A 14,762-nucleotide genomic window follows, 5' to 3' on the forward strand; every position below is an offset into this window, starting at 1 on the left:
AATCATTTTCTCAACATCCTATTTCCTTCCATTCCTCTTTATGTATCCGTACTTTCATAACCATCTCCTCGCACGAATATGGTGTAACAATATGTTCTGACAACACCGAAAAGAAGGTGATCATCCGAATGAGCCCGCCTCTCCTTTCACTATGCATGATCGTCAAAGACGAAGCAGACCAGGTCGAAGCATGTCTGTCCAGCGTGCATATGATGGTAGACGAGATCATTGTTGTCGATACAGGATCAACCGATGGTACACAGGATATTTGTCGGAAATACGGGGCGAAAGTTCTGGAGATTCCTTGGGAAAACAGCTTTGCAAAAGCGAGAAACGCCGGATTGCAGGTTGCCAAGGGAGAGTGGATTTTATGGCTAGATGCGGATGAAGTCGTACAGGAAGAGAGACCGGGGGTGCTTCGTCAGGCTGTAAGTGCGAGCAAAGGCGACGCTTTTTTTATGAAAATGATCCATTACACTGGTTCGCAAAAGCAGCAAGCTTCGCGCCACTCTGCCTACCGCTCCGGGCAAATCCGCTTATTTCGCAACAAAAAAGGATTCCGATTTGAGCGAGACATTCACGAAGTGCTTCAATGGCCGACTATCGATTCGAGGGATATCGCTATCCCTTTGCTACCTGTACATATTCATCATCTCGGATATATGGACGATGCTGTTCAGCGAAAACAAAAAGCTTTGCGCAACTTGAGACTCTTACGTCACGAAAGAAAGCAATCCAAACAAGACCCGTGGTGCGATTACCATCTCGCAAACGAATTTTTTCGCGCTAAACAATTAGAGCATGCATTTACACTGGTAAATCAAGCAATGAAAGGGTTCTTGACCACCAAACAACCTCCTCCGTCTATTTGCTACAAGCTGAAATTCGATATTCTTTTCCAGCATGGCAGTATGCGCGGAGCATGGCCGGGAATTGCACGAGCTATTCAAATCTACCCCAATTACGTAGACCTTCATTTTTACAAAGGCGTTTTCCTGATGGAGCATGGTCTGTATGCCCAGGCGGTAAAAGCTTTCGAGTATTGCTTGGAGATCGGGGACAATCAGTGGGAGCATTTTAGTGAACAAGGTATGGGTAGCTTTTACGCTTTTCACTATTTGGGACGATGCATGGAGCGCATGGGAAAGGCACATGAATCCCTTGTCTACGATTACATAGCGAGCTCCATACATGCTTCGTACTGCGCACAAAAGCGAGAGGTGGTGCTATGAGCGTGAAAACGCGCGTGCTAATTGGAAGTCCAGTTTGTCAGAAACCAGATGTTCTCCGGATGTTTTTGTTTTCGTTAGAAAGGCTATCGAGTTCAAACTTGACGTTGCACTATTTGTTCGTAGATGACAATAACGATCCCCTTTCGAGCAAAATGCTTCAAAACTTTGCAGATAAACACACGGGACAGGTCGACATTATCCCCGCTGCTGGCAGCCTCCATCCTTACACATGCGATGAAGCGACCCATTTCTGGAGCGACGCACTCGTTTGGAAGGTCGCTGGATTCAAGGACGAAATGATCGCCCGCGCCAAACACCTTGATTACGATGCCCTTTTCCTCATCGATTCGGATTTACTTATCCAGCCAACCACTTTGGAAGTTTTGCTTGCCTCTGAAAAAGAGATCATATCTGAAATCTTCTGGACGAGCTGGACACCAGATACCGTCCCCGTCCCTCAGGTGTGGCTCAAAGATGAATACACCCAATTCGAATGCGCTCGCAATGAACAAATTTCCTTAGAAGAGCAATACCTGCGGAAGTACGCCTTCTACGGACAACTCCGTGTCCCCGGCGTATATGAGGTAGGTGGTTTAGGAGCTTGCACCCTCATCCGCAGAAAAGCACTGCATGCTGGCGTCAGCTTTAAGCAAATACCAAATCTGAGCTTCTGGGGAGAGGACCGTCATTTCTGCATTCGGGCTCAGGCTTTGGGTTTGTCCCTTTTTGTGGATACACACCATCCCGCTTTTCATCTCTACCGGGAGAGTGACTTTGCGGAAGCGCGAACCTGGATGAAGCAAATCTACGGCTCCGCTCCTTTACGCGTGAAAACCACACGCCCTCCTATGGCCAACAATACGATCCCCCTTGGAAACTAACCCATTATATGGTATGCTGGTGCCACGTCTATTTGGATGGAAAGGTACGGTAACTACGTATGCCAACAACTACTTTGTAATGGCCTAAAAAACTGGATAGCTTGCCCTTCGGAAAACAAACGGTTTTTCGCACAGGAGCAGTCTGCCCTTTTTTCCCATTACAAAGGAACGTAACGAAATCTGTAGAGGTTTATCCTGACGGAGGTTCGCTATGGGGAATCTCCGTTTTTTGTGTTCCAAAAAAGGTCTACCCTACAGGACATCCAAATAGCAAGTACGTTCCTTTCACTTTTTACACGAGGTGAAGGACCATGCATACCATCGAGCATACGTGGGTATTACGTGAAAATCATGAAAATCAGCCAGTGCGGCGATATTGCAGCAATTGTGGGCGAACCGTTCTCTTTTTCGATACAAACGTCCGGCGCCACAATGCAAATGGCAAAAACATCTATCGCTTCGCTATCTATAAATGTGAAAAAAATCATACGTGGAACGAAAAGCTGACCATCTACAAAGCCTTTACAGATCATCGGGAGGTACCAGATACGGAGTTCAGTGAAGAAATCTCGCCGCTCCCTCCTCTCCCCTTGCATGAATACCAGGAAAAAGGCGTTCAGGAAGTGACGATTCGAATTGAGAGCGCAGAGGCTCGCTTCCGACTCGACAAGCTGCTGTCTGAACAGATAGAAGGCTGGAGTCGCAGCCAGATTGTCCGCAAAATCAAGGACGGGCACATTCGCCTGAATGAGCAGCAAACGAAGCCAAGCGCTGTCTTGAGTGCATCGGATATCATTCAGATTTCCATTGAGTAAAAGTATGTAATGGGAAAAGTCGCAGACGGAATCTGCGGCTTTTCTTTTATTTCTTCAATACGACCGCTTTTCTCGGCTCGTCCCACTCCACTTGCAATCCAAGTAAGTCAGCCAGCTCTCTTGTGCTCGCAAAAGTAGTTCCCTGGTCGTTTACATAGGCGACTTCCTGTCCGTTTACGGTCACTTTCTGAGTGGAAGGCTCCCATTCCACTGCGCCGCCAACTGCCTCCACAATCATCCGGATGGGTACATAGGATACATCATCGATTAGTTTCCCTGTGGAAGTAAGTGTCAGTTCAACCGCGCACTTATCCACATCAAGCTGTGGTTTTTGTGGATAAGCTGTGAGAAACCTGTGGACATCCTGTTGAAACTTTGCCCATGCGTCCTTGGCTAGCATTCCCGTATATTTTTGCGCGGTCGTATTGACGACAAAAAAGGCCGGGCAGTTTTTCCCCGTAATGTCGTAATGACGCCACAGGTGTTCGACTCCCCAGCCATGTCGTTTCAAGATATCCGCGGTCAGTTCCACTGTTTGCTCGTACATTTTTGCAAAGCTTCCATCTGCATTGACGCACATTTCAATCCCAATCGTGCAGTTGTTCGGGTAGTTGCTCAATTTGGTCAAGGCGGCCTGTGAATAAGTTTTCGCCCCGACGTGGTAGCCCATCTCGTCCTCAGGCAGACAGCGAATGATTTGCTTGTCGTCCACGATGTAGTGGGCACTCGCTACTGTCGTTGGTCTGTTGAAGTAGTTTCGGTTTGCGACGGCATTTGCACCGCTGCGTTCATTGGCCGTCCAGTGGATGACGACTCCTTTTGGGACGATCTTCTTTTTGGGGCGGGAATTTACGTTGGTCAAAAGCATCTCGGTGATTTTCATCGTTTACTAGGACTCCTTTCGTTTGGCTCGCTCTGCCTTTGCCTTGATTTCGGCGCTGACTAATCTCTCGATGGATTTGGGCATCGGCCAGCCTGCGCGGTGGGCATTTGCGGTCAGGCTTGTCCATGTGTGGTAGATAAGGCCGAAGGTGACGCCGTAGAATAAGAAGCCTGGGGTGCCCATGACGCGGTCCAAGAGATTGGCTACGGCTGGTAGGGCCATGAGGAACAGGGTGCGGGGAATTCGGGAGAGGCCGTAGTCTGAGGAGTAGGATTGGTCTTTTTTGGCGGCGGAGATGCCTGTGATCCAGTCGAGGGCGATTAAGAAGAAGAGGACGATGAGGATGTCTTGGCGGTTGGTGCCGTATAGATAGTGAAAGGCGGGCGACACGATTGCACCCGTTGTTGTCGCCCAGGCGTTTGCTGGGGTTGCGATGCTTTCTAGGCTGTGTAGGGGTTTCATGGGTTCATCTTCCTCCTAGCCACCTTGGGGTAATAAAAATAGCCCCGCTAGGTACGGGGCTGGCTCAAATTCTCTGTGTTTGAAATATTGGTAGTTTAAAAATCTTGGTTGGTAATTTGCTTGAATTCCTCAGGAGAGATTTCTCCAAAAGGATTAGATGTAGTCTTTACAGCAAGTCGCAGCTTATCTGCTGTGACCCAATTCATGCTAAATGCCAACTCCCAAAATGCCATCAGTTAGCACCTCCTTTTAATTGAATGAGCTCAAGCTTGACCTGAGCTAGCTGTTCGCCCATTGTCTGGATTAACGTATCCTTTTGGATGTTGCTAATTTTGAGTGAGGAGAGCTCCTGTCCCATTGTCATAACTGGATCGGTTTGTTGCTGTTCTCTTATCACTGAGATAGCCTCTTTATTTTGCATCTTCATTAATCGAACGCACCCCCATAACCATTTACAAGTACACGTTCCCTAGCTGTTCCTTTATCGATTGTCACCCATAGATTGATAGCCCATTCGGGGGCTGTTTTATTCTTATTGGTAAACAAGTAGCCTCGATTTCCCTTTACTGCCCCTGTGCAATCTTCCCATGTAGGTACATCATCTAAGTAGTTATTGCAGACTTTCACGCTTTCAATGGACGAGCCTTCTGGCAAGTATCTTTCAAGTGTCACTAAGACACGTAATGGCATTCCATCCAATGTGAAGTCTGCTTTAATATCAGGGTTTCCGTACTCTAGCATAAATTCGATATGCGTCTCTTTTCGGGTGAATGTGTAAATCCGTTCGGATGAGATTTCCGCGCTATCCGTAGCAACAATTTTGATTTGATGCTGTACGTCCAAATCAAGCCGAATCCAAGCATCATGGCTAATTTCTACCGTGTATTTCTGCCCGGCTACGCCCGCAAAAGACCTGATTTGTTTCCCGTTCAGGTACTCGCTAAAAGTGAAATTGTTGCCCTCTGGATCGGTGGCTGAATAGTTCACTACTGGTGGCTGCATAAAGGAACCGAGATCCTTATTCTCGCCATCGATCACCGGAGGACGGTTCCAGACCACCCTAAACTTGCGAGTGACTTCTCCGCTCCGCCCGCCTTGGTCATCTTCTGCCCAGACAGTTAGAGTGTGGTCCACATTCTCCGCTAAATCCGAGCCATATACATCGGATTCTCCGTCCCATAATCGCTTGTTCTTGTATGTCAAATTCAGCAAAAAAGAAATAGGCGTGCTTCCGTTCGATACACCGGATTGCAACGCCCTAATTCGACCGTTATTTATTTTGTATTTTGCGGTAACTACGTTGCCTACATCTGGATCAGCCGCACTACCCTCAACTTTGTATGGGCTCCCTTCCGTTAATGACTGATTATCGACAGGAGAAGTAAGACTGATCGTTGGTGCTTTGTTAATGCTGAAATTGACCGTCAGTTGAGATTCGTTTCCAGCGTTATCTATTGCTTTTACTATAAGGGTTTTACTCCCCGAAGTGGTGATCGCTGTCCCTGAAGTGTATGCAACTCCATTCAATGTTGCCGTTACTGAAGAAAGAACCGATCCTCCTGCATCGGTAGCTGAGAATGTAGGAGTAACAGAGTTTTGATAGGTCACTCCATTTGCAACACCTGACATTGTAATGACAGGGTTTGTCTTATCAACTGTAATGGTTCCGGTATACGTGGCTGAGCTTGTACTGCCGTTACCATCGTCAGCAGTAACTACAATATTGCTGTACTTCCCTTCAGCAATGGCATCAGATACCACGTCCCATGAAAGACTCCATGCTTTTGCGGTTGACGTGTTATTAACAGCAATTGATTTTTGTTTTCCGTTAATGGCTGCATTGATTGTTACTGTATTATTGTCTGGATCAGTTATGGTTCCAGACAATGTAATGGTTCTACGTCCAGCTACTGTTGAAACTGTCTGATTATTACCAGGGGACGTAAGCGTAACTGTTGGCGGGTTGTTGGATATCGGTTCGAGAGTCAGGGAAAAGTATGCACCTTGTGTATTGGTTCCTGTTGTAGACCCCAAGTTCCCGTCAGCTAGATACTTGGTTTGGTACATGTATCGTATGGCCACGTTGAATGACAGACCATCAACATAGTTCCTTCTTACGTTTTGCGATGATGTTGGCGGCTCGAATGTATATGCGTTCGTATCAGCCAAAATCACGCTGGCAAACATGTTAAATTCGGTGTCTGTGTTTATGTCCGTTCCCGGATAAAACGTTCCAACACCATAGTTCATATTCGTAGAGAACGTTTTGATGGATTTGACGTTTCTGTAAACAACGGCGAAGTTACTTGTGCTTGCGTTCGCTCCCGTCGTGTATTCGAGAGGTAGGTCATTACCTTCCATTCTCTTGTAGAACATGACGTATGTCCTTCCACTGTTCACTTCTAGCCTGTCAAGTATCTGCCACCCGTTTTTCGGCGTAATGCTGTATCCACCCAAGTTTATCTTTGAGTAGATGATCACCAAGTCACCGACCATAACGTTGTCAGGCAACCTCGTGATGTGATTTAATAACCCATCTACACCTTGTGTAACAGATTCACTGTAAACAACTTCTACTTGCTTCTTATTTGTCGTTGGAATCGAATAATCTACGGTTATAACTGGCTTGAAGTGCGTTTGGGAACCCGGATTGTTCAGGGTATAAAAGTTTCTGTTGTTGTCGATTCCTTCGGCTACGTTTTTAAGCAAAAATCCGTAGTTAGGATATTTAGAGTTAACGAAATCTTGCACAAGGCTGGTAACATCAACGTTGATGTATACGTGATCACCATTGACGGAATCAAACGTTGTTAATGGTGTAGGATCGAATTGAGGAGCTGTGTTCCAACTAACTTGATGTGGTATGCCCTGCGTTAATCTATGAGTCGTTATTTTGTAAAGAGACTGATTTCCGCTGTGCTGCATTAATCTCAGTGTCGCTTTGTTGATTATAGCGTCATTCGGAACCTTTCCAAAGTTGTTGTTGAACAAGAGTCTACGAACTTCACTTCCACTTTGCAAGGACATATAGCTTCTTCCGACGAATGATGTCGTAGGGAAATTGTTGCTTATGTCCGTGCCTAGAAAATTGTCGTTTAAACCAATTTCTACTTTTGGCACTAAATATCACTCCTTTGAAGTGGAACAATCAGCGCTCTAATAACCATCTCGTGTCGTATGATTGTGTCAGAAGGTACTGTTACGTGATGGCCGTTATTGGTAGTTTTCCTCATTCCGGAATTACACCTCCAACCGACTCTGAGCCTCGTTATAGTAGCCCCGAATCACTTTGATTGAGCTGGAGCTGGACAGGTCATCATTGAAATTGTTGTGAACGAATCCGTCCGGCAATGTAGATTCGATTGTATTCACTCGCACTTTCAGGTTCGAGACATCCGCTTTCAACACGGCCAGCTCCGCATGGGCATCTGCAATGCCCTGCTCCCAACGATTAATGTCCATTTCTGTGACCGGATCATCATGTTTCCAATCCGTTTTTGCGACATAAGACACCTATACCCCTCCTCTCGCTTCGATAACAAAGGTCAGGTTTACAAACTGCGCCCTGTTCATTTCAATGGCTCCTGTCTTCTTGGCAACTACAGCTCCCGTCCGAGTCCTCAACTTCACATTCGTGATGACTGGCACGCTGGCTACATGCTGGGCAGATACTTGTAGTGCTATCCCATCTTGTATGCCCGCAATCGGATGTGAGGAAATCTCCACGGCCTGTAAGGGCACCGAAACTGTGCCGTTTATTAATATGTCGCCGCCAGATACCCTAGCTAGCAAGTCATTCCGAACGGTTTGCAGATAGCTTGGCAGGATCATTTCACGACCTCCTCATAACGCTTGATTGGTTTCATTCCTACTCGAAACTCATAGACTTTGTGATACTCCTTTATCCCGACAACTAAGACGTCTCGCAGCTCGATTTTTTCGGACACCACAGGTTCAAAGGCGACACCATTACAATGTACTGGTCTGATCCTCTCAACCGACTGTACCGCGTTCTTTGTATCGAATCGATCTTCAATCGGGTAAACGTACCGGATAACCTTTTTGCCGTAATCCTCGACCATCTGTACTTGCTTGAACGACGATGAACTCAAACCAATTGCCCCCAGCACGCTCGGAGTAAAACCAAGATACGACCAGTGCTTTTCCTGGATGTTTTTGCGCCGTTCTTCAATGCTCAGCAATTGCTTTCTCCCAAAATAAATCCAATCCCAGACATCCAATCCCCATGTAGCTGACCAAGGACTAAACTGCTGTAGGATGTCCTCACGCTGTGTATTGAAAGCATCGACTGCTTCTGCCGATCCTTCGAAATGGTACTCTGCCACATCATTCTCATACCATTGCGGCGGTAGCATGCGTCTATAGCGCTCAGGTATCATGCTGTCACCACCAAGGTTAGTGTTGATACAGAGTCAGCAGGCACCGTCAAATTCAATTCCGCGCCGTTTATCGTGTAGCCCGTAAAGTCGATAACGCCATCCACGAAAAAGAGCGCTCCGATCTGCTGGTACACGATCTGAGAACGCCCTTTTAGGTAAGTCTTTACTTGTATGGTGATTTGGTCTTTGATCTTCTCGATTTCTGCGTCTGGTCGCAAGATAAGCTTAACAGCGATATTCACTGGAAAAACATTTGCTGGTAGTACCTGCAAGTCGTGCAAGGCCCTTCTTTTCTCTTCCAACTTCGTCCGTACAACCGTAGCCAAATCCTGCCCTGCTGGGTTTCCCGACAGGTCTGTGATATACACGTCGATAGATAGATCGTGTCGCGCCTTCTCGATAGCAACGGCTCCACCTACCCCATCAACGTTTCGCGCCCACCGCTCGTAATCTTGGCGTCTGCCGTCTCCCTCTTCTGTCCGTGCTCGGTCAATAAGTCGTTGTCGGTAGGCATCGTCGGTCTCTCCCTCGTTGCGAGATAAGCCAAAGAATACGCCTGTGGCATCCAAAAACTCTCCGTCTGCCCAGGGTAGAAACCGTTGGAGAAAACCGTACTCAAATAGTTGCTGCTGATCGCTGATTTCCTCTGCTATCGGATAGCCGAAGTCATAAAAGATTTCTCCCTCTTCCGTCGCTGGTGGCGTCTCTCCACGCTTTTGTGCTATAAGGGCCATCCGATTTGCCAACCGCTGATAAATCTGATCCGGGGTTTCCCTGAGAATCGGCATTTCTGGTTTGTCTAACGTTGCCATGTATTCACCTCCGTCCTAGTTGTCCCTCTCGCGCCCTCCATTTCGAGCAAAAAAATGACCCTGTTGTCCTCAAATCGAATGTCTACCACTTCCGCACGCTCAACCTCACTGTGAGCCTCTAGCGCCTCTTGTGCTTGCGTCTTAATCGCTGGCAATGAAATGCCCGAGCGCATCCTTCCTATCTCATATAGGAAGTCTACTCCGTACCTTTCCGAGTAAATCTCGTACCGGAAACGACGCGTATTCAGGATTTTCTTTGCTGTCTCTTCCAGGTACTCCGAATAAGTTGTCGTCCTCAAATAACGACCATCTGACCCTTGCATCAATTGTTTTTTGGTCCAGTCGAATTTGTATGTCCATGGAATCGGGTTATCTGGAGATTGAACCAGTTGTATTTCTTTTCCGTTCAGCTCTGGAAACATTACTCCACCACCCCAAGCAGGAGGTATTGTTCGTTGTTACAACGCAACAGAGCTACTTTTTTGCCCACATCCTCTGGCTTTAATTGGGCAGATCGTAATGCCGACAACTCATACGGCTCCAAGGATGTCGGGTCCTCGTCCAGCTTTACAGACAAGGGTGACAGCGACAAAAGCTTGCCGAACTCCCCTTGCGTGTTCTCGATGCCGTCCTGTGAGTACCCTCTCAGTTTTGCAATAACGGAATGCATCCCTCACGTCCTCCTTTCCAATTGGAGATCCATTGTGTATTGACCGCCCTGCCAGCGTGCTTGGCAGCTAGTGACGATCCAGTCCGTGATGGTTTTATTGTCTTTTTCCATGATTTTGATGAGCCAGCCAGCGCGCAGCCTCGCTGCATTCTCATCCTCGTGCCTAACCGATATCGAGCGTGTCTTAGGGATTTTGGACAACTCCGCAAGCTGCTTGGTTGCCAATCCAGCTACGTTTTTGTCCTCACCTGCGTCGATGACTTTTTGCATGCGCCCGATTTGTTTGACTAGGCTATCATTTGATTTCGTTGCACTGCTCACAACCCGATCATCTCGGTAGCGTTCTACGGTCACGACGGTGTAAACTTCTTCAATACTTTCGCCCGTCGAACTGCTTGCGAGTAAACTGGCCTTGAACATCGGGATGATACTGTTTTTCCCCTCGGGCAGTACCGTCAGCTTGTCGCGCTGGTATTGTACGAAATAGCGGATGCCTGTCTTTTCATAAGCTTGCTCGGTCAGCGAAGTAAAGAGAGACGTGTATGATTGGGATGGGATTCTCTCCTTAATCGTGAAACCAAAGGAAGGGCAGCTAAAATTGATACCTGCCGACTTGATGATTCGTGCAAGCTCTGTCCCTGCATCCCCGTCCAGCTTGAGTCTGGAGATTTCGTTTTTTTGCAAATACCAGCCCAACTCGTATGCTGAGGCGGATAGATCGCCTGTCCGATCGTCTCGGTCAAAACGAACGAGCGGGCCATGGAAAAGCTGTTGGGATTCTTTTAGCTCCGTACCCGCAAAGAGCATCAAAAAACCCGCCGATTGCAACGGCGGGCCTTCCTTGATTCTCACATCACAATTTTGAGCGATTTGTCCCCTGGCCGAGGACCAGGACAGCTCAGTAACGGCCGGGGTCAGGTCATAGCGGGTCTGTTCTTTTCCGTAAATGACTTTCATTCCATCCACTCCGTTACTTAACTACTTTTAGCTTTTCATTTATCTCTAATTTCTTGTACTCCGATTTTTCGCTGTCTATTCGAGGAGCAGCTTGTTGCTTCAGTGTCTTCTTGGCTACCTTCCCGCTGGTGTTCGGGCGAGCTGGCTGCTGTTTCGTGATGACTGTACCTGGGGATAGGAGCTGCGTTTGATTGCTCCACGTAATAAATTCGTCTTTGACAAACAGCGGAAGATCAATTGAGCCGTGAAAATCGACATTTTTCCCATGAAATTTGCCGTCACATGGCCCGATGAGCACATTCCACGCCAGATCAAGCTCGTCTATAGTCAAAAGTGCTTCGGAACCCGTTAAACGATCCAGTCCGGCAAGCCACTGTCTAGGACCTTGATATCCCTGCACCTCGACATAGGGAGCCGTACTGTCTCCGGGTAAGATGAAGTCAAAAGAGATAGACTTTGGCCGTCTGGAAGAGATCCGATTGCCGGACAATAACGTGATTGATGTCGTGCTTTCGATGTCGTTGCCGTAGCCGCGAAACTGGATTTCCGCAGGTGTGACCGGAAATGTCAGCCTATATTTTCCTTGCAGGCGGATCATGTCGTTACTCCTCCCCTCGTCTCTAGTGCATCGAGCAGCGAGCGTTCGATGATGTCTTTGATGCGTTGGGCGACAGATGGGTCAGTAAGCATTTTCATCATTGTCGGGATATCCTGTAGCACGCCTTCTACGTGAAGGGGTACCGTAATTTGCGGAATGTTCACCGAGGTAGCTTGTTGTATTGCTGGCGAGTTGCCGACAGGAGAACGATTTGGAATAGGAGGACCCGCTGGTGTTGTTGATGGTTGTGTACTGACAGGTTGTTCAGCAGGCTTGTCTTGCCACCACGACTTGATCCAGTCATATAGAGCACCTCCTGCCATTGATCCGCCGATATTTCCACCGACACCACCGACCACACCACCGACCGCTGTTCCAACGCCAGGGGTAACGAGTGAACCAGCGGCTAATCCTACTGTCGCTCCCAATCTTGCTCCAGCCCAGCCACCGAGGGATTCCGCCCCCAAACGAGCTGCAGCATCAAGCTTGTTCTCCGATGAGAATACTTCTGCGAGGCTTTCAATGATTCCGAGTTTGGGTACCTTTTTCATCCCAGCTTTCATTTTGTCGATGGGCAATTTCTTGAATTGTTCCATGAGCTTGTCTTTAAGCTTACCCGAGTGAAAGTCTTCGAGTTTGTTCATCAGTCCGTCTTTAAGCTTATTCAGGTTCATTCCTTCGAACTTTTTCATCCCGGTTTTCATTTTGTCGATGGGCAATTTCTTGAATTGTTCCATGAGCTTGTCTTTAAGCTTACCCGGGTGAAAGCCTTCGAGTTTGTTCATCAGTCCGTCTTTGAGCTTATTCAGGTTCATTCCTTCGAACTTTTTCACAAGCCCACCCTTGAACTTGTCCCGAATAAAATCTTTCAAGCTCTTATCTTTAAATTTGTTGTTGAACGTTTCATTGAGTCTGTCCCAAAGCCGTTTGACGGGATTTTTCTTGTCTCCTGATCGGGGCTTACCAGTATCAGGACCAAGTGTTTTCCCACTAGAAAATTTCTTTGGTGTACCCTGTAAGCTATTATTAGCCTCACAGCAACAACAGCAGCAACCATCTTTTCCACCAGCATCTTTTGTTGTGCGTGATGAAGCCTCCGATGTGGTTTCTGTTTTAGAGGTTGAATCGGAGCCACCCTTTTCAAATTCTTTCGCCGATTTAAATATATTTCTGAATTGCTTATACCGGGATGTAATGTTATTGATTAAATCATCGTTAAATAAAAGAAAAGCGGTAGCAAAAATCGCTGTACTTTTTTGCCAATCTTCCAAAGCATTAAACCCACTCATCAATCCTGTGGCTGCGTTCGAAATCCCAGTATTTAACCAAGACATTTTTTCTGTATACTCGGTCATAATCCCTATGGCTTCGTTTCTCGCCATAGCTTGCGCCTGTGTGGGTTCGAAATAAGCATCTTTCTGCGTAGACAGCTTATGCGCATTCACGGCTTCATTTCCAACTTTATATTCTTCCTGTTTTTCATATTCTGGTTCAAAAACCCCTGTAGCTTTATCCCTTACTTCTTTCAGACCTTTTGACAACTCATCTCCAGCATTACCTGTCAACCCAGCGAATGCATCTCGTTGTGTTGTCTCATCTTTTATGGAAGCAAAAGTCGTCATGAGTTTTGCGAGGGCGATATTAATTGTTTCTTTTTCTCCTGATGCGATATCTCGATATAGCCTTTTTATTTCGTCGTCAGCCCGGGTCTTTGCATCCTTTTTCCCTTGAGCCGTATAATGCTTCTCAAGAATTTTAGCCAGATCGCCACTCTCTGCCATCTTCATCGCATTCTCTTGCAACGCACCATACGTTTTAAAATCATTCAAAAGTTTTCCCATTGAGACAAACGTAGTCGCCATTTTTTCAGGAGTATTCAGCAATTTGCCATTCATAAAGTTGAAGTTACCCATGGACTCCACAAACTTTGCGGTAATGGCTCCTCCTCCTTTGTTGCTCATATACTGAACGGCATTTGACGTCCTAACGGTACTCTCATGTCCAGTAGAAAACTCCATGGAACCCATCATTTTCATAGCTTCATCTTCCGTAAGCCTCGTCGTGTATTTAAGCATGCCTGCTTTTTCTGCATACTTTAAACCATTCGTTGCATGCACGAGGTCGGCTTTGGCGATGAGGGCATACGATTGGTCTTTCTTTATATTCGGATTGAGCTCCATAATCGTTGTTGAAGTATCTTCTATTTTGATGATTTGATCATTATTTTTTCCACCCACTTCAAAAAGCGTCTTTTCTCTTTCTGTTGCCTGCGCTTCTTGTGCGACTGAACTAAGAGACGTTCCCAGTGCCGTTTCGGCAAGCGAAGTAAAAGAACTAAATAACCCTTTTTTGAATTCTTCATGTTTCCCTATCATTTCACTGTAACCATCAAAAAAATTGAAGAACTTCGTTAGATTCTCAGACATTCTTTCACCCCCTGTCCTCCCGTGATGTATCTCTCCACCTAGCAAAACCGAGAAAAAGCCGGGAGACCTACCCCCCAGCCCTTTCCTCGTCCTCCGCCTCAATCATCTGACAAGCAAAAATAAACAGCTTCTGCTTGTACAAATCGACTTCGTACTCGAGTAGATCCGACGGGCGGCCTCTGCCTTTTAGAAAAGCGCGGCAAATATGCCAGGCCTCGCCGTCAGATCGGATTAGTTTTTTGCTTCTTCAATGGCTTCTTCTTCCGTCTGGGTTGCATTGACTTCACGGACAGCATTGAGCAGCTTGGTGTAGCCCTCTGGATTGTCGCGGAAAATTTTCTCGACGAGCTCGTACTTGGTACCGACCTTGTAGGCTTTCTTCAGCTCTTCCTGATTCCAAGGGAAATCGTGCTCAGTGGCCTTCACCAGACGCGCATCGTTGTACAAGAACCAGTCCGTTTTCTCGCCTTTGTCAGCCATGCGTTCGCAATCGCGTAGCTCGGACAAATTCAATTGGCGAACCTTCCACTCGTCACCGTCGATGGTTACAGTGATTTCTTTTCGCGAAGCTTGTTCATTGGCTTTGGCCAAAAATTTCTCGAGTTTGTTTTTGTTCATAGTCAAGC

General features: G+C 46.9%; 18 protein-coding genes. 3 read left to right on the forward strand and 15 right to left on the reverse strand.

Features of this window, described 5'->3' with window-relative positions; translation table 11 throughout:
• The first annotated feature begins 128 nt into the window (after window positions 1-128).
• From ASG16_RS06655 to ASG16_RS06665, 3 genes are all read left to right on the forward strand, one after another.
• Window positions 129-1,232 carry a glycosyltransferase family 2 protein gene (locus tag ASG16_RS06655; protein ID WP_082517308.1) on the forward strand — a complete coding sequence of 368 codons (1,104 nt, stop codon included), beginning with the start codon at window positions 129-131 and terminating at the stop codon, window positions 1,230-1,232.
• Complete coding sequence (locus tag ASG16_RS06660) at window positions 1,229-2,113, forward strand: glycosyltransferase family 2 protein (RefSeq protein ID WP_056495584.1); 885 nt, start codon at window positions 1,229-1,231, stop codon at window positions 2,111-2,113. The genes ASG16_RS06655 and ASG16_RS06660 overlap by 4 nt, the downstream gene beginning before the upstream one ends.
• A gap of 311 nt (window positions 2,114-2,424) precedes the next feature.
• Window positions 2,425-2,928, forward strand: a complete 504-nt coding sequence (locus tag ASG16_RS06665) for a S4 domain-containing protein (protein WP_056495581.1) — start codon at window positions 2,425-2,427, stop codon at window positions 2,926-2,928.
• Window positions 2,929-2,974: 46 nt separating this feature from the next.
• Here the strand turns inward: ASG16_RS06665 and ASG16_RS06670 are convergent, their stop codons facing one another.
• The 15 genes from ASG16_RS06670 to ASG16_RS06740 form a co-directional block, all read right to left on the reverse strand.
• On the reverse strand, window positions 2,975-3,811 hold the full coding sequence (locus ASG16_RS06670) for an N-acetylmuramoyl-L-alanine amidase (protein WP_056495579.1): 837 nt from the start codon (window positions 3,809-3,811) through the stop codon (window positions 2,975-2,977).
• Between the two features lie 6 nt (window positions 3,812-3,817).
• A complete protein-coding gene (locus ASG16_RS06675; protein WP_056495576.1) occupies window positions 3,818-4,273 on the reverse strand; it encodes a phage holin family protein in 456 nt (151 codons plus the stop codon).
• Window positions 4,274-4,368: 95 nt separating this feature from the next.
• Window positions 4,369-4,506: an XkdX family protein gene (locus ASG16_RS06680; protein ID WP_056495573.1), complete on the reverse strand. Its 138-nt coding sequence runs from the start codon at window positions 4,504-4,506 to the stop codon at window positions 4,369-4,371.
• Window positions 4,506-4,670, reverse strand: coding sequence for an XkdW family protein (locus tag ASG16_RS06685; RefSeq protein ID WP_241970708.1), 165 nt, complete (start codon window positions 4,668-4,670; stop codon window positions 4,506-4,508). Before ASG16_RS06685 ends, ASG16_RS06680 begins: the two co-directional genes overlap by 1 nt.
• Before the next feature lie 29 nt (window positions 4,671-4,699).
• Complete coding sequence (locus ASG16_RS30580; protein ID WP_133257442.1) at window positions 4,700-7,393, reverse strand: DNRLRE domain-containing protein; 2,694 nt, start codon at window positions 7,391-7,393, stop codon at window positions 4,700-4,702.
• A 120-nt stretch (window positions 7,394-7,513) separates the two neighbouring features.
• Window positions 7,514-7,786 carry a hypothetical protein gene (locus ASG16_RS06695; protein ID WP_056495565.1) on the reverse strand — a complete coding sequence of 91 codons (273 nt, stop codon included), beginning with the start codon at window positions 7,784-7,786 and terminating at the stop codon, window positions 7,514-7,516.
• Complete coding sequence (locus ASG16_RS06700) at window positions 7,787-8,104, reverse strand: hypothetical protein (RefSeq protein WP_056495561.1); 318 nt, start codon at window positions 8,102-8,104, stop codon at window positions 7,787-7,789.
• On the reverse strand, window positions 8,101-8,673 hold the full coding sequence (locus ASG16_RS06705) for a DUF2313 domain-containing protein (RefSeq protein ID WP_056495558.1): 573 nt from the start codon (window positions 8,671-8,673) through the stop codon (window positions 8,101-8,103). Before ASG16_RS06705 ends, ASG16_RS06700 begins: the two co-directional genes overlap by 4 nt.
• Window positions 8,670-9,485, reverse strand: a complete 816-nt coding sequence (locus tag ASG16_RS06710) for a baseplate J/gp47 family protein (RefSeq protein WP_056495555.1) — start codon at window positions 9,483-9,485, stop codon at window positions 8,670-8,672. Before ASG16_RS06710 ends, ASG16_RS06705 begins: the two co-directional genes overlap by 4 nt.
• A complete protein-coding gene (locus ASG16_RS06715) occupies window positions 9,473-9,907 on the reverse strand; it encodes a DUF2634 domain-containing protein (RefSeq protein WP_056495552.1) in 435 nt (144 codons plus the stop codon). Before ASG16_RS06715 ends, ASG16_RS06710 begins: the two co-directional genes overlap by 13 nt.
• Window positions 9,907-10,155 (reverse strand): hypothetical protein, encoded by a 249-nt coding sequence (locus tag ASG16_RS06720; protein ID WP_056495549.1) that lies wholly within the window; start codon window positions 10,153-10,155, stop codon window positions 9,907-9,909. Before ASG16_RS06720 ends, ASG16_RS06715 begins: the two co-directional genes overlap by 1 nt.
• Before the next feature lie 3 nt (window positions 10,156-10,158).
• Complete coding sequence (locus ASG16_RS06725) at window positions 10,159-11,112, reverse strand: XkdQ/YqbQ family protein (protein ID WP_056495546.1); 954 nt, start codon at window positions 11,110-11,112, stop codon at window positions 10,159-10,161.
• A gap of 13 nt (window positions 11,113-11,125) precedes the next feature.
• A complete protein-coding gene (locus ASG16_RS06730; RefSeq protein ID WP_056495543.1) occupies window positions 11,126-11,710 on the reverse strand; it encodes a hypothetical protein in 585 nt (194 codons plus the stop codon).
• On the reverse strand, window positions 11,707-14,136 hold the full coding sequence (locus tag ASG16_RS06735) for a hypothetical protein (protein WP_056495540.1): 2,430 nt from the start codon (window positions 14,134-14,136) through the stop codon (window positions 11,707-11,709). Before ASG16_RS06735 ends, ASG16_RS06730 begins: the two co-directional genes overlap by 4 nt.
• A 231-nt stretch (window positions 14,137-14,367) precedes the next feature.
• Complete coding sequence (locus tag ASG16_RS06740) at window positions 14,368-14,754, reverse strand: phage tail assembly chaperone (protein WP_048034815.1); 387 nt, start codon at window positions 14,752-14,754, stop codon at window positions 14,368-14,370.
• Window positions 14,755-14,762: the final 8 nt, after the last annotated feature.

This window comes from Brevibacillus sp. Leaf182 (assembly GCF_001423865.2).
GTDB lineage: Bacteria > Bacillota > Bacilli > Brevibacillales > Brevibacillaceae > Brevibacillus > Brevibacillus brevis_C.